Origin of the sequence: Aquibium oceanicum (assembly GCF_001889605.1) — a bacterium.
GTDB classification, from domain to species: Bacteria; Pseudomonadota; Alphaproteobacteria; order Rhizobiales; family Rhizobiaceae; genus Aquibium; species Aquibium oceanicum.
The window spans coordinates 4384051-4400346 of sequence record NZ_CP018171.1; the positions used below are offsets into that span (position 1 = coordinate 4384051).

Annotated in this window: 18 protein-coding genes; 12 read left to right on the plus strand and 6 right to left on the minus strand. The window is 65.0% G+C overall.

The features are described 5' to 3' along the window. Positions 1 to 58: 58 nt before the first annotated feature. The 6 genes from flhA (at position 59) to BSQ44_RS21425 (ending at position 4889) form a co-directional block, all read left to right on the plus strand. Complete coding sequence (flhA, locus tag BSQ44_RS21400; protein ID WP_072608201.1) at positions 59 to 2152, plus strand: flagellar biosynthesis protein FlhA; 2094 nt, start codon at positions 59 to 61, stop codon at positions 2150 to 2152. Beyond that, positions 2149 to 2901: a flagellar biosynthetic protein FliR gene (fliR, locus tag BSQ44_RS21405; protein ID WP_072607116.1), complete on the plus strand. Its 753-nt coding sequence runs from the start codon at positions 2149 to 2151 to the stop codon at positions 2899 to 2901. The genes flhA and fliR overlap by 4 nt, the downstream gene beginning before the upstream one ends. A gap of 3 nt (positions 2902 to 2904) precedes the next feature. Beyond that, positions 2905 to 3294, plus strand: coding sequence for a hypothetical protein (locus BSQ44_RS21410; protein WP_072607117.1), 390 nt, complete (start codon positions 2905 to 2907; stop codon positions 3292 to 3294). Between the two features lie 77 nt (positions 3295 to 3371). Further along, positions 3372 to 3935, plus strand: a complete 564-nt coding sequence (locus tag BSQ44_RS21415) for a rod-binding protein (protein WP_072607118.1) — start codon at positions 3372 to 3374, stop codon at positions 3933 to 3935. A gap of 19 nt (positions 3936 to 3954) precedes the next feature. After that, positions 3955 to 4380, plus strand: a complete 426-nt coding sequence (locus tag BSQ44_RS21420) for a hypothetical protein (protein WP_072607119.1) — start codon at positions 3955 to 3957, stop codon at positions 4378 to 4380. Then, entirely contained in the window at positions 4377 to 4889 is a 513-nt protein-coding gene (locus BSQ44_RS21425) for a hypothetical protein (protein WP_072607120.1), read from the plus strand. The genes BSQ44_RS21420 and BSQ44_RS21425 overlap by 4 nt, the downstream gene beginning before the upstream one ends. 42 nt (positions 4890 to 4931) lie before the next feature. On the opposite strand, the gene BSQ44_RS21430 is transcribed toward BSQ44_RS21425, so the two are convergent. Then, positions 4932 to 5732 (minus strand): crotonase/enoyl-CoA hydratase family protein, encoded by an 801-nt coding sequence (locus BSQ44_RS21430; RefSeq protein WP_072607121.1) that lies wholly within the window; start codon positions 5730 to 5732, stop codon positions 4932 to 4934. A 158-nt stretch (positions 5733 to 5890) separates the two neighbouring features. Here BSQ44_RS21430 and BSQ44_RS21435 point away from each other — a divergent pair, with 158 nt between their 5' ends. Genes BSQ44_RS21435 through BSQ44_RS21455 form a run of 5 tightly spaced genes read left to right on the plus strand, consistent with a single transcriptional unit; the run spans position 5891 to position 9744 of the window. Then, entirely contained in the window at positions 5891 to 6913 is a 1023-nt protein-coding gene (locus tag BSQ44_RS21435; RefSeq protein WP_072607122.1) for a TRAP transporter substrate-binding protein, read from the plus strand. Between the two features lie 55 nt (positions 6914 to 6968). Then, the gene (locus BSQ44_RS21440; protein WP_072607123.1) at positions 6969 to 7514 is read left to right on the plus strand and encodes a TRAP transporter small permease; all 546 of its coding nucleotides are present in this window, start codon (positions 6969 to 6971) and stop codon (positions 7512 to 7514) included. Then, positions 7501 to 8796, plus strand: a complete 1296-nt coding sequence (locus BSQ44_RS21445; protein ID WP_072607124.1) for a TRAP transporter large permease — start codon at positions 7501 to 7503, stop codon at positions 8794 to 8796. Before BSQ44_RS21440 ends, BSQ44_RS21445 begins: the two co-directional genes overlap by 14 nt. A 10-nt stretch (positions 8797 to 8806) precedes the next feature. Next, positions 8807 to 9268, plus strand: a complete 462-nt coding sequence (locus tag BSQ44_RS21450; RefSeq protein ID WP_072607125.1) for a DUF3237 domain-containing protein — start codon at positions 8807 to 8809, stop codon at positions 9266 to 9268. After that, positions 9265 to 9744, plus strand: coding sequence for a MarR family winged helix-turn-helix transcriptional regulator (locus tag BSQ44_RS21455; RefSeq protein WP_235633281.1), 480 nt, complete (start codon positions 9265 to 9267; stop codon positions 9742 to 9744). The genes BSQ44_RS21450 and BSQ44_RS21455 overlap by 4 nt, the downstream gene beginning before the upstream one ends. Before the next feature lie 15 nt (positions 9745 to 9759). On the opposite strand, the gene BSQ44_RS21460 is transcribed toward BSQ44_RS21455, so the two are convergent. The 5 genes from BSQ44_RS21460 to BSQ44_RS21485 form a co-directional block, all read right to left on the minus strand. Beyond that, complete coding sequence (locus tag BSQ44_RS21460) at positions 9760 to 10182, minus strand: acyl-CoA thioesterase (RefSeq protein ID WP_072607126.1); 423 nt, start codon at positions 10180 to 10182, stop codon at positions 9760 to 9762. A gap of 3 nt (positions 10183 to 10185) precedes the next feature. Then, complete coding sequence (locus BSQ44_RS21465; RefSeq protein WP_072607127.1) at positions 10186 to 12045, minus strand: feruloyl-CoA synthase; 1860 nt, start codon at positions 12043 to 12045, stop codon at positions 10186 to 10188. A 129-nt stretch (positions 12046 to 12174) separates the two neighbouring features. Beyond that, positions 12175 to 12624 (minus strand): hypothetical protein, encoded by a 450-nt coding sequence (locus tag BSQ44_RS21470; RefSeq protein WP_072607128.1) that lies wholly within the window; start codon positions 12622 to 12624, stop codon positions 12175 to 12177. 478 nt (positions 12625 to 13102) lie between these two features. Continuing rightward, positions 13103 to 14292, minus strand: a protein-coding gene (locus tag BSQ44_RS21475) for an IS3 family transposase (protein ID WP_114579923.1) whose coding sequence is annotated in 2 segments (ribosomal slippage) — positions 13103 to 14040 and positions 14040 to 14292 — 1191 coding nt in all. Because the reading frame shifts where the segments join, the coding sequence is not laid out codon by codon here. A 52-nt stretch (positions 14293 to 14344) separates the two neighbouring features. Continuing rightward, positions 14345 to 14659 carry a hypothetical protein gene (locus BSQ44_RS21485; RefSeq protein ID WP_072607129.1) on the minus strand — a complete coding sequence of 105 codons (315 nt, stop codon included), beginning with the start codon at positions 14657 to 14659 and terminating at the stop codon, positions 14345 to 14347. A 443-nt stretch (positions 14660 to 15102) separates the two neighbouring features. On the opposite strand from BSQ44_RS21485, the gene BSQ44_RS21490 reads away from it, so the two are divergent. Beyond that, positions 15103 to 16242, plus strand: coding sequence for an extracellular catalytic domain type 1 short-chain-length polyhydroxyalkanoate depolymerase (locus BSQ44_RS21490; RefSeq protein WP_210187895.1), 1140 nt, complete (start codon positions 15103 to 15105; stop codon positions 16240 to 16242). The last annotated feature ends 54 nt before the right edge of the window (positions 16243 to 16296 follow it).

The window sequence follows — 16296 nt, forward strand, 5'->3', positions numbered from 1 at the left end:
CGCAAGCTTGAGCTTCTAGTATCCCCTGCCTGAGAGCAGGATGGAGTTCCGCGCGACTATGGCGGTATCAGTCACCACCACACCCGTACCGGCCGCGGCCGCCCGCAACAGCCGCGACATCTTCTTCGCGATGGGCATCGTCACCATCCTGGCGGTGCTGTTCCTGCCGATCCCGTCGTTCATGATCGACATCGGGCTCGCTTTCTCGATCGCGCTGGCGGTGCTGATCCTGATGGTGTCGCTGTGGATCCAGCGGCCGCTCGACTTTTCCTCGTTCCCCACGATCCTCCTGATCGCCACGATGCTGCGGCTGGCGCTCAACATCGCGACCACGCGCGTCATCCTCTCGCACGGCAACGAGGGTACGAACGCGGCCGGCTACGTGATCGGCGGCTTCTCGAACCTGGTCATGAGCGGCGATTTCGTCATCGGCCTCATCGTCTTCCTGATCCTGATCATCGTCAATTTCATCGTCATCACGAAAGGTTCGACCCGTATCGCCGAGGTCGGCGCCCGCTTCACCCTCGACGCCATCCCCGGCAAGCAGATGTCGATCGACGCCGACCTTTCCGCAGGCATGATCGACGACAAGCAGGCTCAGGCGCGCAGGCGCGAACTGGAGGAGGAAAGCTCCTTCTTCGGCTCGATGGATGGCGCCTCGAAATTCGTGCGCGGCGACGCCATCGCCGGCCTCATCATCACCGGCGTCAACATCGTCGGCGGCATCGCCATCGGCTACGGCCGGCACGGCATGGGTCTCGGCGAGGCGGCCGACGTGTTCGTGAAGCTCTCGGTGGGCGACGGTCTGGTGACGCAGATCCCCGCTCTCATCGTTTCGCTCGCCGCCGGCCTGCTCGTCTCCAAGGGCGGCACGCGCGGCTCGGCGAACCAAGCCGTCTTCGGCCAGCTCTCCGCCTATCCGCGCGCGCTCTACGTCGCCGCCGGCCTGCTTCTCCTGCTCGCCGTCCTGCCGGGGCTGCCACTGTTCCCCTTCCTCGTGCTGGCGTTCTCGATGGCGGCGGTCGGCTACGTGATCCCGCTGCGCGAGAGCCGCCGCGTCGCGGCCGAAGTCGAGGAGGAGCGCAAGAAGCAGGTGGTCAAGGAGGAAGAGGACAAGAACTCGGTCAAATCCTCCCTGAAGACCGCCGAGATCGAGCTCCTGATTGGAAAGCAGCTGTCGACCCGGCTGCTCGCATCGCATCAGGAACTCGCGTTCCGCATGGGCAAGATGCGCAAGAAGTTCGCGCTGGAATATGGCTTCGTCGTCCCCGAGGTCAGGCTGACGGACGATTTCTCGATTCCGCCCAAGAGCTACCAGATCAAGGTCCACGGCACGGTCGTGGTGGAATACCAGATGCGCGTCGGCGAAGTCATGATCCTCCTCGGCAACCAGGAGCCGCCGGACATGCCCGGTGAAGAGGTTCGCGAGCCTGCCTTCGGCATGCGCGCCTATTCGGTTCCCGAGACCTTCGCCGAGGACCTGAAGCGCGACAACTACGCCTTCGCCGACAATCTCTCGGTGCTGCTCACGCATCTGTCGGAGGTGATCCGCAACAACCTTCCGCAGCTTCTCTCCTACAAGGACATGAAGGCGCTGCTGGAGCGGCAGGATCCCGAATACCGCAAGCTCGCCGACGAGATCTGCACGTCGAGCATCTCGTATCCCGGCCTTCAGGCCGTGCTGAAGCTGCTTCTCGCCGAGCGCGTCTCGATCCGCAACCTCCACCTCATCATCGAGGCCATCGCCGAGATCGCGCCGCACGTGCGCCGCACCGAGCAGATCGTCGAGCACGTCCGCATCCGGATGTCGCAGCAGATCTGCGGCGACCTCTCGCATGGCGGCGTCATGAAGGTGCTGCGCCTCGGCAACCGCTGGGACTTGGTCTTCCACCAGTCCCTCAAGCGGGACGCCAAGGGCGAGGTGCGCGAGTTCGACATCGATCCGCGGCTCCTGGAAGAGTTCGGCCAGGAAGCCGCGAAGGTGATCCGCAAGCATTTCGATACGGGCGAACGCTTCGTCATCGTCACCGCGCCCGACGCGCGGCCCTATGTCCGCATGATCATCGAACGGCTCTTCCCCACCCTTCCGGTGCTGTCGCATGTCGAGATCGCGAAGGGCGCGGAGATCCGGGTGCTGGGCTCGCTTTCTTGAGCCTGCTGACGAACCAGCTCGTCATCGCGGCCTTCCTGGCCTTCTGCCGCATCGGCGCCTGCTTCATGCTGATGCCCGGCCTCTCCAGCGTGCGCGTGCCCGTGCAGGTGAGGCTCTTCGTTGCGGTCGCGGCGACCTTCGCGCTGCTCATGCATCTGTGGGACAGCCTCGTCCCCTTCGCCAGCCGCGAACCCGTCGTGCTCGCCGGCCTGATCATCTCCGAGATACTGATCGGCGCGCTGATCGGCATCATGACCCGGATCTATGTCCTGGCATTGCAGTTCATCGGCAGCGCGATGGCGATGATGATGGGCTTCGGCGGCATGGTGGCGCCCACGATCGAAGAGGCCGAAGCGCAGGCCCCGATCGCCAACCTCGTCACCTTCTCGGCGCTGATGCTGCTGTTCGTCATGAATTTCCACCACGAGATCATCAAGGGGCTGGTCGCGTCCTACCGCATCGCGCCGCCGAACCTGCTGTTCAGCCCCAGCTCGGCGCTGACCGACATCACGGACACCCTGTCGGAATCCTTCCTGGTGATGCTGCAACTCGGCAGCCCCTTCATCGCCTACGGCATCCTCGTGAACCTGGCGATCGGCTTCGTGAACAAGATGACGCCGCAGATACCGATCTACTTCATATCGCTGCCCTTCGTGCTGGCGGGCGGGTTGCTGCTGGTCTACCTCGGGATCGGGCCCATGCTCCGCCTGTTCGCCGAGGGTTTCGTGCCGGTCACGATCGGGAGATAAACCATGACGCAGCGCACCGAGCGCCTCAGGCGCCTCCTTCGGGTTCAGAACAAGCTCACCGCCATGCACGAGATGCGCCGCGCCGGGCTGTTGAACCAGGCAAACGCGGCCGATGCCGAAGCCGCCGAAATCGCGGCGCGGAAAGATGACGCCGGCTCGCTGTCGGGGCTCTTTCCCGATCTCTACGAGCGCGGCATCACCCGCGCGATGGAAAAGCGCGACGGCTTCGTCGAGGCCGCGGCCGCCGAGGCGGGGAAGATCGCACGCGAGAATGTCCGCAAGGACCGGATCGAGCAGGATTTCCATGCCTCCCGGCGCATCGACGATCGAAAGGCGGAAGAAGTGAGCGGGCTTGAGGCGGTGGAGCGGCTGATCTCCCCGCGCAAGGCCTGAGGCGGGACCGGGCAAGCCTGCGGCAAGCTTGTTCTGCGAAAACGGGAAGCAGTGAAGCAGAAGGCGAGGACGGCCCCTTGGCTATTTCTCCACCAAGCGACATCGTGCTCGACGTCGCCCGGGCGGCGGACCCCGCGGCCCTGGAGGCTGCGCGCGCCAGGCTGATGTCGATCGGCGGGACGAAGAACGCCGAGGCGTTCTCGCAGGCCGCTTCCGGCGCCGCGCGCGCGGTCCCGGCCGGCCGGGTACCGATGCGGACGACCGAGGCCGATTCCTACGTGAAGTTCGAGGCCATGGTGCTGCAGAACTTCATCGAGAAGATGCTGCCCTCGCAGGCCGAGAGCGTCTACGGCACCGGGATGGCCGGCGAGATGTGGAAGAGCTTCCTCGCCCAGCAGATCGGAACGCAGATGGCCGAGGCGGGCGGCATCGGCATCGCGAAACAGGTGCTCGGCGACTACTACTTGGCCGGCGACGAGCGCGTCGCGGTGCAGGGCGTCAACGGCAATCCGCAGGAAGCCCGCAACGCCGACGCGCAATCGCTCCTGTCCTCGGCGATGGTCGACGAGATCCAGCGCTCCATCATGCGCAGCGTCACCGATATCGCGTCCACCGCCACCGGCGTCACCGCCGACGAGTAGAATTCCCGAGGGAAATCCGATGAGCGAGCAGGACATGTATTTTCCCCAGCCGGTGCAGCAGCCCCGCAGGCCGGCGCGTCCCGCGACGCCGGCGCAGGGAACCAACCTCGCCGCCGTGGTCTCCCGCATCGAGGAGGCGATCGACCTCGAGACGACCTCGATCCGCACCGACGTCAATTTCGACATCAAGGCCTCGAACGCGCGCAAGAGCCGCTACCTCTACGAACTGAACAAGGCCGTGAAGGACGTGCGCAGCGAGACGCTGCAGGCCAATCGCGACGGCATCGTCCGCCTGCGTCAGAAGCTCGTCGAGAACGAAGCGGCGCTGGCCGCGCATCTCGCCGCCGTCACGGAAGTGGCGGGCTTGCTGCAGGAAGCGATCGAGCGATCCGAAGGTGACGGCACCTACAGCTCGACGAACTTCCGCCGGAGCCATGCCGTATGATCAAGTTCATCGCGGCCGCCCTGTGGATCCTCGGGGTGACTATCGGAACGATCTTCTTTTCCTATTCCGCGAGCGGCGAGAAGCACGATTCCGTGGCGGAATCCCCCTTCCTCGGTGAACTGGAATACATGAAGACCGACATGCTCTCGGTGCCTGTCGTCAAGGGCGGCGAGGTGGTGGGCTATTTCCTGTCGCGCTTCGTCTATGCGATCGAACCGGAGAAGCTGAAGAAGCTGAGTCTTCCGGCCGATACGCTGCTCGTCGACCAGCTCTATACCTATCTGTTCTCCAATCCGCAGATCGACTTCGCCGACCCAGCGGGGCTGGACGTCGCCGCCATGCGCACGGAACTGCGCGACAGCATCAACGAGCGCGTCGGCGCCGATCTCGTCCACGAGGTGCTGATCGAGCAGATCGACTATCTCACCAAGGAACAGATCCGCGACAACGCCCTGCGCCGCCGCGACAGCAATGGCGGCGACAACCGCCCTGTCTTCAAGGCGCATTGAGGGGCGGGCCGCACCGCGGTCCGCGGACTGGTCGAAGGAGTTCTACCGAAAGCTCGGCTTGCGCTTTTCCAGGAAGGCCTTCAGCCCTTCCTGCGCGTCGGTGCCCGATTGCGACAGCGCCGCGGACAGGCTTTCCGTGAAGAGGCCGTCGGCGCGCGACATGTCGTCGATGCGCGAGATGGCGTGGACGATGAGGTAGTTTACCAGCGGCGCATTGCTCGCGATCTCGCCCGCCAGCTGCAACGCCCGGGCCAGCCCCTCCCCTTCGCCGACCAGATAATGCGACAGGCCGAGGTTGAGGCTTTCTTCAGCCCCGTACCGCCGGCCTGTCAGCATCATCTCGGTCATCCGGTCGGCGCCAAGAATGCGACCGACCCTGACCGTGGCGCCCCCGCCAACAAAAATCCCGCGCTTGCCCTCCGGCAACTGGAAAACCGCCGAAGGTTCGGCAACCCGCACATGCGTGGCCGCCGCGATCTCGAGCCCCCCGCCCATGACAGCGCCGGTCAACACGGAAACGACCGGCAGCCCGCCGAACTGGATCTGCTCCATGACGGTGTGCCAGCCGCGCGAGTGATAGAGCACTTCCTGCGGCTCGCGCTGCGACTGCTCCGAAAGATCGAGGCCTGCCGAGAAATGCCCGCCAAGCCCCTGCAGGACGACCGCCTTCACACCTTTCGGCGGGCTGTTGAAGAAGGCCCGCAGATCCTCGAGCAGCGCGTCGTTGATGGCATTGCGCTTCTCGGGACGATTGAAGGACACGACCGCGACGGCATCGTGCACCTGGACCCGAAGCGGACCGTCCGTTTCCCCCTGCGCGGCGGGTTTGCTTGCGGAACTCATCAGGCGGCACTCCCCATCGCGGCATCGCCGGCCCGCGAAGATTTGTCTTGATTAAATTGTTTCATATCATAACATTCTCGGGTCGTTCAAGTGCGCTCCGGGGGATGGTCAAGACCGGTTCTCCCGTGCCACATTGGCGGCCTCAAGGGAGGAAGTTCATGACCACGAAGACCATCGCAGCCATTGCTGTAGCACTGTCCGTTTCCGTATCGGCCTTCGCCGCCAACGCGGCGGAAGTGGAGTTGCGGCTTTCGCACTGGGTGCCCGCCACGCACCCGATCCAGTCGCTCGGCATCGAGCCCTGGGCCGAATCCATCAAGGAAGCATCCAACGGCCGCATCAACATCACCATCTTCCCGGCCCAGCAGCTGGGCGCCGCGCCCGATCACTACGACATGGCGCGCGACGGCATCGTCGACATCAGCTACACCAACCCCGGCTATCAGGCGGGCCGCTTCCCGATCTACAGCCTCGCCGAAATCCCGTTCCAGGCGACGAATGCCAAGGACGGCGCCAAGGCGCTGCACGAATGGTACGCGCCGATCGCCGAGACCGAGATGAAGGACGTGCATTTCTGCCTGATCAACCCGCATGATCCCGGCACGATGCACTCCAAGACGCCGATCAAGGTTCCGGCCGACGTGAAGGGCAAGAACATCCGACCTGCGCACGCCACGATGGCGCGTTTCGTCAGCCAGCTCGGCGGCGCCAGCGTTCAGGTGCCGGCACCCGAGGCGCGCGAGGCGATCGCCAAGGGCACCGCGGACGCCATGACCTTCCCGTGGAACTCGATCTACATCTTCGGCATCGACAGCGAGGTGAAGTATCACCTCGACATGCCGTTCTACCTGTCCTCGCAGATGCTCCTGTTCAACAAGGACACCTACGAGGGCCTCGCACCGGAGGACAAGAAGGTCATCGACGACCACTGCACCCCGGAATGGTCCAAGCAGTTCTCCACCGGCTGGGCCGATAACGAGTATTCCGGCCGCCAGAAGATGATCGATTCGCCCGATCACGAGCTCTACAAGCCGACCGACGAGGAAGTTCAGATGTGGCGCGACGCAGCCCAGCCGCTCATCGATTCCTGGAAGGAAGACGTGAAGAAGGTCGGCGGCGATCCCGACAAGATCTACGCGGATTTCGAAGCGGCGCTCGAAGCCAACGATTCGCGCTACTGATCGACACTCGGGAGCCGGCTCAGCCGGCTCCCCCTTCCTCTGGCGGGTGGAACAGATGAACGCGCTCATCCGGGCTATCGGCCGGTTCTCGCTGGCCATCGACAGGATCGCCGGTCTGTTCCTCGCCGGCATAACCCTGCTCGTGGTGGCGTCTGCCGTCGGGCGCTACGGCTTCGCATCGCCCATTCCCGAAGCCTTCGACATCTCACGGCTGATGCTCGGCGTGGCGATCATGTGGGGTTTCGCCAGCGTCGGCTATCGCGGCTCCCACATCAAGGTCGACCTTTTCGTCGAGATGATGCCGACGCGGCTGCGGCGCATCGTGGACATCATCGCTTGGAGCGTGCTGCTCGTCTTCACGATCCTGCTCAGCTGGAAGATGTATGACCGCGTCGCGAGCGCCTACCGCAGCGGCGAGGCGACCTTCGACCTCAGGCTTCCCGCCTGGCCCTTCCTGGCGCTGATCTGCGCCGGCGCGGCGGTGTCGGTCGTCACCGTCCTGGCACGCATCGTCATCATAGCCGCGGGCCGGGGATCACTCGACCATTTCGATTCCGCCGAAACGGGCGAGCAGGGCGGGGAACCCGATGGCCAACGCTGATTTCATCGCCGTCGCGGGTTTCGTCGCCCTCTTCGCCATGATGGCGCTGCGCGTGCCGATCGGCGTCGCGATGGGACTGATCGGCGTCGGCGGTTTCGCGGCGATCACCGGCATGAAACCGGCGCTGAACCTCCTGGCGCAGTCGCCGATCCGCGTCATCACCGACTTCAACCTGAGCCTGATCCCCTTCTTCGTTCTCATGGGCGTCTTCGCGACGAATTCGGGCATGTCGCGCGAACTCTTCCGCGCCGGCCATGCCTGGCTGGGCTTCCTGAAGGGCGGCATGGCGCTGTCGACTATCGCGGCCTGCGGCGGCTTCGCCGCCATCTGCGGCTCGTCGGTCGCGACCGCCGCAACGATGACCAAGATCGCGCTGCCGGAGATGCGCCGCGTCGGCTATTCCAACGACGTCTCGAGCGGCGTGATCGCGGCGGGCGGAACACTCGGCATCCTCATTCCGCCATCGGTCGTCCTGGCGGTCTACGCCTACATCACCGAGCAGGACGTCGGGAAACTCTTCATCGCCGGCATCGTGCCGGGCGGGCTGGCGGTGCTCATGTACATGGCGACCGTTCGCATCGCCTACGGCCGTTCGCTGCCCCCCGGCGAGACATTCGTGCTGCGCGAGGCAGTCGCATCGCTGCGCGACGTCTGGGCGGTGCTCATCCTCTTCATCGCGATCATCGGGTCGATGTATCTCGGCATCGCGACCGCGACGGAAGCAGCCGCCGTCGGTTCGTTCCTGACCGCCGTCATCGGTGTCGCCCGCGGCCGCCTCAACCTCGCCAGCATCATGGACAGCCTGATCGAGGCGCTGCGGACATCGGTGGCGATCTACACGATCCTGATCGGCGCAGTGCTGTTCGGCTATTTCCTGGCGATCACCCAGACGCCGCAGAAGATCACCGCCTTCCTCGTGGCGCTCGATTTCGGCGCCTACGGCACGCTGGCGCTGATCCTCGCCTTCTTCCTGATCATGGGCTGCATCCTCGATGCGATGGCGATGATCATCCTCCTGGTGCCGATCGTCTTTCCGGTGATTACCCATCTCGGCTTCGATCCGATCTGGTTCGGCGTCATCATCGTCATGACGGTGGAACTGGGACTGATCACGCCGCCGGTGGGCATGAACGTCTTCGTCATCAACACGATCGCCCGCGAGGTCAGTCTCGTCACGATCTTCCGCGGCGTGCTGCCCTTCGTGATGACGGACATTGTCCGCCTGATCCTGCTGATCGTCTTCCCGGCGATCGTGCTGTTCCTGCCGATGACCATGAAGTGAAGAAATCCGCATGATAGCCAAGCCCGAACTCGTCCATCTGTGCGACCTGACGGTGGAACTTGCCGTCCCGATGGAGCTCGGCGATTCCCCGCGCGGCCGGCGCCGCATCATCCCGATCGTCGGCGGCACGGTGACCGGGGAGCGGCTGAACGGCCGCATCCTCAACCTCGGCGCCGACTGGCAGACCATCCTTGCCGACGGCAACGCCGAACTCGACACGCGCTATTCCATGGAGACGGACGACGGCGCACTGATCGACATCCGCAACTTCGGCTACCGCAACGGCCCGCCGGAGGTGATCGCCGCGCTCGGCCGGGGCGAGCCGGTTGACCCATCGCTCTACTACATGCGCACGCACCCGCGCTTCGAGACCGGCGACAGCCGATATGCCTGGCTGAACCGGCTGATCTGCGTGGGGACCGGCGCGCGGCAGGCGGCGGCGGTCGTCATCAAGGTCTACGAGGTCCGATGAAAGCCCGGGCGGTCTCGCGCAAGTCGTCCGCCAAGGACAGCCGCGTCGAGGTGCCGCCGATGGCGACCATCATCGGCTACAAGCTGAGGCGCGCGCAGCTGTTCGTGTTCCAGGATTTTCTGGAGTCCTTCTCCAAGGTGAAGCTGCGGCCGGCCGAATTTTCGGTGCTCGCGATCATCGCCGACAGGCCGGGGCTGAAGCAGTCGGAGATCGCCGAGTCGCTCGGCATCAAGCGGGCGAACTTCGTGGCACTGATGGACAGTCTCGAACGGCGCGGGCTGGCGGAGCGGCGAAAGGCCGAGACGGACCGGCGGTCGCACTCCGTGCACCTGACGCCCGAGGGCGAGAAGTTCGTGAAGAAGATGACCGCCATCTGGGCCGAGCACGAGAACCGGCTGATCGAGCGGCTGGGCGGGGTTGCGGAGCGCGACCGGCTGATCGACCTGCTGGACCGTCTGCTGGCGCCCGGCGAATAGGTTTTCCGCCGGGGATCAATCGGCCTTGAGCGCGCGGACCACCTCCTCCGGGATGGGCATGCCCTTGATCCCGTCGGGATCGTCGGGGTCCCTGCCCGCCCACACGCGCGTCTCCTGCGCCTCGATCGCCAGCGTCTCGCTCTTCAAGACCCGGTGCTCGACGTCGAAGCTCGAGCGGCCGAGCCGCGTCGCCCGTGTCTCGATGGCGATCAGGTCGCCGTAGCGGGACGGGACGATGAACTTGGCACGGGTGTCGACCATGGGGATGCCGACGATGCCGAATTTCTTCGTCCAGGCGATCTTCTTCATGCCCGTGGCCCGCTCCAGGAGCAGCGCGGTGGAGGCGTCGAACATGGCGAAGTAGCGCGGGTAGAAGACGATGCCCGCGGGATCGCAGTCGCCCCACTCGATCTCGACCTCGCGCCGCGAAACGAGCATGGCTCAGTTCCGCTTCGCGACCAGCACGTGCGGCGGCGGCGGGTCGTTGTAGAGGTCCTCCACGAGCCCCGGCCGGGCGGCCATGACGGCGCGCTGGTTGATCGAGCCCTTGTCGGTGACCTCGTGCGCGTCGATCGCCGGCGGCCGGTCGCAGATGATGGCGCGCGCCACCAGATTGGAGCTGCCGGTGGATTTCTTCGCCAGCTCGTCCAGCCGTTCCTGGAAGATCAGCCGCACGGCGGGATGGACGGCGAAATGCTCCTCGTCTGCGACCGCGAGTTCCGGCGCGATACGGCGGGCGGCGTCGAGATCGAGGAAGAGCAGCGCGCCGATGTGGTTGCGGTCGAGGCCGGTCAGCACCGCGTCGCGCACATAAGGCGCAAAGGCGGCGATCAGGCCGGTGCGCACGCCGGCCATGTTGACCCAGGTGCCGGTCGACAGCTTGAAGTCCTCGGTGACGCGGCCGTCGAAGATGAAGCCTTTCGAGACGTCGTCGGGATCGACGAATTTCAGCGCATCGCCGATCTTATAGAACCCTTCCTCGTCGAAGCACTCGGCCGTCTTGTCCGGCTGGCGCCAGTAGCCCGGCGTGATGTTCGGCCCCTTGAGGCGAAGCTCCAGCTTGCCGATGTTCTCGACCAGCTTGACCTCGATGTCGGGCGACGGAAGGCCGACCTCGCCCGGCTGGCCGACCGGCCATGTGGTGGTGAAGGCAAACGGCGCCGTCTCGGTGGAACCGTAGCCGGTGATGATCATGATCTTTTCGCCGACCGTCTCGGTGGCCAGCCGCTCCAGCGTGTCCCACACGTGCTTGGAGAGGCTCGCGCCCGCGTACTGCAGGATCTGGACGCGGCTGAAGAAGCGTTTTCGCAGCGCCTCGTTCCGCGACAGGTGCTCGCAGAGCATCTCGTAGCCCTTGGGCACGTTGAAATAGAGCGTCGGCGCGATCTCGGTGAGGTTGCGGACGGTCTTTTCGATGCCGGCCGGCGTCGGCGCACCGTCGTCGATCCACAGCGTGCCGCCATTGAAGAGCGCGATGCCGTAATTGTGGTTGCCGCCGGCGGTGTGGTTCCAGGGCAGCCAGTCGACCAGAACCGGCGGCTCCTCTTTCAGGAACTCCATCGCGGTAGAAATCATCACCTGGTTGCAGGTCATCATGCGCTGCGTGTTGATGACCGCCTTGGGCATGCCGGTGGAACCCGACGTGAAGAGGAACTTTGCCGGCGCATCGGGATCGACCGCCGCGTCGGCCTTCTCCACGGCGTCGGTCGGGGCGGTCGCCAAGATGTCGTCGAAGCTGTCGCTGGCGAACCCGTCGGCGGGGTTGCGCGCGACGACGAGACCGATGTCGGGGGTCATGACCGACTTCAACGCCGGCTCGAAGGGTTTTCCATCGGCGGCGAAGACCAGCCCCGGCGTCAGCAGCGAGAAAATGTGCTTGAGTTTTTCGTGGTCCTTCGAGACCAGCGAATAGGCCGGCGAGACGGGCGCGAAGGGCACGCCGGCCATCATGGCGCCGAGTGCGATCAGGCCGTGCTCAACCGAGTTGCCGGAGAGCACCACGATGGGGCGCTCGGCCGAGAGGCCGCGGTCGACGATGAACTGCGCGATCGCGCGGGCCTTTTCCAGCGCCCGCGCATAGGTGACCTTGCGCCAGGCGCCGTCCGGGCCGCGATCGGCGAGGAAGACGCGGTCGGGCGTTTCCCTGGCCCAGCGGCGCAGACAGTCGGTCATCGAGCGGGGATAGTCGCCGAGGGCGAAGCGGGATTTGACGTAGAAGACGCCGTCGGCGCCGCGCGTCATCTCGACGGAATTCTCGCCCATGCGCACGGGCCGCATTCCAGGCGCGCTCACAACCGGCATCGCTTCCTCCCCGAAGTTAATGTTATCTGGTATAACAATGGGGGATCGAGATCAAGGCATCACGGATAGGCGCCGCGCGGCCATGACCAGCACGGCCGCCCGGCGCGGCGGGGCCGTCCGGCGAATTGACTACGGTGCGAGCGTGCCGGCGGATCGCCGGGTCGGGACGTGCCAGGGCGGCCGGAGCGCGGCCCTGCCTGGAACGACGAGGAGCAGGCAAACGCATGGCGCGGCGCGACGGTCCGTGCCGACGATGCGGGCGCCGTCCTCGTCCGGCCTTGCCTCCGGCCCCAGCAGGGCGCCGAGCACCGCCGCGAGCGCGCGAAAGCGCAGGCAAAGCAGCATGGCATCGGCGGCCGTGAAGCTAGTTTCCGGCTGTTCCTCGAGTTCGATGAACGACGCCTGCATGACCTCGGCGACATAGGCCAGCGCCACGGTTTGGGCATGGCGCAGCAGGACGAGCACGAACCAGCGGACGGGAAAGGACCGCCCGGCGGCGCGCTCGGCCAGCACGGCGAACGAGACGAGCAGCGCAATGATGCGCCTCTGCGTCCGATCCTCCCGTGCCCTGCCGTGCATGTCCTGGCGCTCCATGTCCGGGGGCCATTGTGGGGCGGGGCAAAGGGGGCGTGGATGAAAAGGGCGATGCAGGAGGTCGGCAGCTGGGAAAAAGGGATGTAAAATCCGTATGTTGGTGAAGTCGAGTTCGGCGTGGGCATGTAGGTTTGTCCACAGAGGGAATGTGCCGTGGCAGGCCTGTGAACCATGGCCAGACAACGACCGCCATGAAGTGGGAGGCGGACTGACGCCTTCCGGGTTGAAACTCCCAAAAGCAGACCTCTGCCTCTATAAGTCAGCGTTCATCTAAAATGAAATCCGTCCTTAGATGAGTCAGTTGCTACCGGTAACGTTGATACCTTCGAGGTAGAACCACCGCTGATCTGATTTTCGCAAGATGGACAAAGCTTCCCATGCTTCAGATTGCTCCCCACGTTCGGAGATCACTTGCTCTTGTCGGAATTGAACAGCCTTGAAGGTGTGACCTGCCACTGAACTTTCATCCAGCGGCGGTTAGAGCCTTGGCCGTTTCTGTTACGCCGTAGGGCGCGGTTCGAGCAACCGGTGGAGACGCGAAGCCCTTATCGAGCGAAGCGTCGGAGGCGGTTGCGGCGAGAGTTCCGGCGAAGGCCGCCGGGGTCTGGTATCCGAGCGAGGAATGAGGTCTCGCAGAGTTGAAGTCCTGCCGCCACTCGGCGATGGCGTTGCGGGCGTGGTCGAGGCCGAAGAACAGGCTCTCGTTCAGGAGTTCGTCGCGCATCCGGCCGTTGAAGGATTCGACGTAACCGTTTTGCATGGGCTTGCCCGGCGCGATGTAGTGCCATTCGACGCGATGATCCTTCGACCAGGCGAGGATCGCGTTCGAGGTGAACTCCGTGCCGTGGTCGGAAACGATCATGTCCGGCTTGCCGCGACGGCTGATCAGATCGGTCAGCTCACGGGCCACCCGACGACCGGAGATCGACGTGTCGGGGATGGCGCCCAGGCATTCGCGGGTCACGTCGTCGACGATGTTGAGCACGCGGAACCGCCGCCCGCAGGCAAACTGGTCGTGCACGAAGTCCAGCGACCAACGCGCGTTCGGCCTCGCCTCGACCAGGATCGGCGCCCGCGTGCCCACCGCGCGTCGCCGCGCCCGGCGCTTGCGCACTGTCAGCCCCTCCTCGCGGTAGAGCCGATAGATGCGGTTGATCCCTGATGGCTCGCCCTCGCGCCGCAGCAGGATGAACAGGCGCCGATAGCCGAAACGCCGGCGCTCGTTGGCGAGATCGCGCAGCCGGCCGCGCAGTTCGGTCTCCGGCGCCCGGCACGACTGGTAGCGGATCATCGTGCGATCGGCACCGACGATGGAACAGGCCCGACGCTCCGACAGACCCATGACGGCCTGCAGATGCGCGACGGCTTCGCGCTTGGCGGCGGGCCCTACCATTTTTTTGACAGGAGCTCGCGAAGGGCCGAGGCTTCCAGCATCTGCTCGGCGAGCAGGTTCTTCAGCCTCCCGTTCTCGTCTTCCAAAGCCCTCAGGCGCTTGGCGTCGGACACGTCCATGCCGCCATACTTCGCCTTCCAGTTATACAGCGTCGCCTCAGAGACCCCGTGCTTGCGGGCCAGGTCACCTGCCTTCGCACCCGCCTCGTGCTCGCGTAGAACCCCGATGATCTGCTCTTCCGTAAATCGCTTTCGCTTCATCTGTCCGTCCTTCGATCGAGAGCCGGACTCTAACTCCAGGTGGAGGAAAAACTCAGTGGCAGGTCAGAACGTCGAGCCATCCTTCGATTTTACGCAGTGTCTCGTCGAAGAAGTCCTTCGCCAAACCAACGGGTGTGCGCCGAAAAGATTTGTCCGTATTGAGCGACCGCCGATCAATCGCGTCAGGATTGGTGTTGCCCAGAGCGATCTTGAATTCTTCGATCAGCAGCTCGGGTCGCGGACTGCGTTCTCTTGCCTCTTTGCCGGCATATACCTTCTTCCCGTCGTAATAGAGTGTGGTCGGGACGATGTGGCTATCGTCGGCTCGCGCCAGCTTTACAGCGCTGATGAACGGAACTTTCTTCAATGCAATTCCCGACCTCTAAAAATCGTGTAACAATTGCAGCATAATCTCTGGGCTGGAACAATAGCTTCACAATGGCTATCCAAACGTTTGAATTGCGCTCAGTTTAGCGGGGAACCACACCGTCCGTATCGCCAAAATCGCGACCGTGTTGAGTACTCCTTTGACTATCACCCTCTGCAATATGATATAAGGTCGTTGTCGAGTATCTTCCCAACCCGTCATTGCGGCTGCTAGGGGATCGCTATGACGGATTAAACGACCGCAATGGCGTTGAAAAGCGAATGGCCGCTTCGTCTTTTCCGCAGCCGCTCCGAACGATGCCCGGATTTTTGCCTTCCACCCCTCGTCCCGACCCCCTATTGTGCAGTGCAGCAACGATTGCGCCGCCGGGACGTTGGAGGGACTGCCGTCCAATCCCGGACGCTTGAACGGGAACCTCTCAATTGCGAAACATATCCGATACGATCGCGCGCCTTTCGGCGATGCGGGCGCGGCAGGGCGCCGGTTTGGGCCAGGCCGGCGCGACGAGCCATCTGACGCCGCTGACGGCCTTCGGCTCCAACCCCGGCGCGCTGAAGGCGGCGTACCATGTGCCCGAGGACTTGCCGGACGGGGCGCCGCTGGTGGTGGTGCTGCACGGGTGCACGCAGGACGCCGCCGGCTACGACCGGCATTCCGGCTGGTCGACGCTTGCCGAGGAGGCGGGATTCGCGGTGCTCTATGCCGAGCAGCAGCGCGGCAACAACGCCAATCTGTGCTTCAACTGGTTCCAGCCCGCCGATGCGCGGCGCGGGGCGGGAGAGGCGCTGTCGATCCGGCAGATGGTGGAGGCGATGCTGGTCGAGCACGGCCTCGACCGCCAGCGCGTCTTCGTCACCGGGCTCTCGGCCGGCGGCGCGATGGCGGCGACCATGCTGGCGGCCTATCCGGACGTGTTTGCCGCCGGCGCGATCATCGCCGGCCTGCCGCACGGCAGCGCCACGACCGTGCCCGAGGCGTTCGACCGCATGCGCGGCCATGGCGGCGGATCGGTGGAGGAGCTTCAGAGCGCACTGCGCGGCGCCTCGAACCATCGCGGGCCGTGGCCAAGAATTTCGGTCTGGCACGGCACGGCGGACCACACCGTGGCGCCCTCCAATGCCGACGCCATCGTGGCGCAATGGCAGAGGGTGCACGGGCTCGGCGCGAACCCGAGCCGCTCGGAGACGGCGGGCCGGCTGACGCGGCAGGTCTGGTGCGACGCCGCCGGCGAGGCGGTGCTGGAGGTCAACATGATCGCCGGCATGGGCCACGGCACGCCGGTCGGCCATGACGGGCCGGGGTCGGTGGGACCCTACATGCTGGACGTCGGCATTTCGTCGACGCGGCGGATTGCCGGGTTCTGGGGCATCGCGCAAGCGGTCGTGACGGAAGGGGAAACGGATGCCGTGTCGCCCGCCTCCCGGCCCCATCGCGATGCGACCGGGCAGGATGCGACGAAGGCCGCGGCGCCGAAGCGGGATACGCATCAGCCGGCAGCGGAGGCGACCGGCGTCCAGAAGATCATCGAGGATGCCCTGCGCACGGCGGGCCTGATGCACTGACCGGCACACTTCGCGCGGGTCACCGAACAAGCACGAAGGCGCCGGCTCTGCACC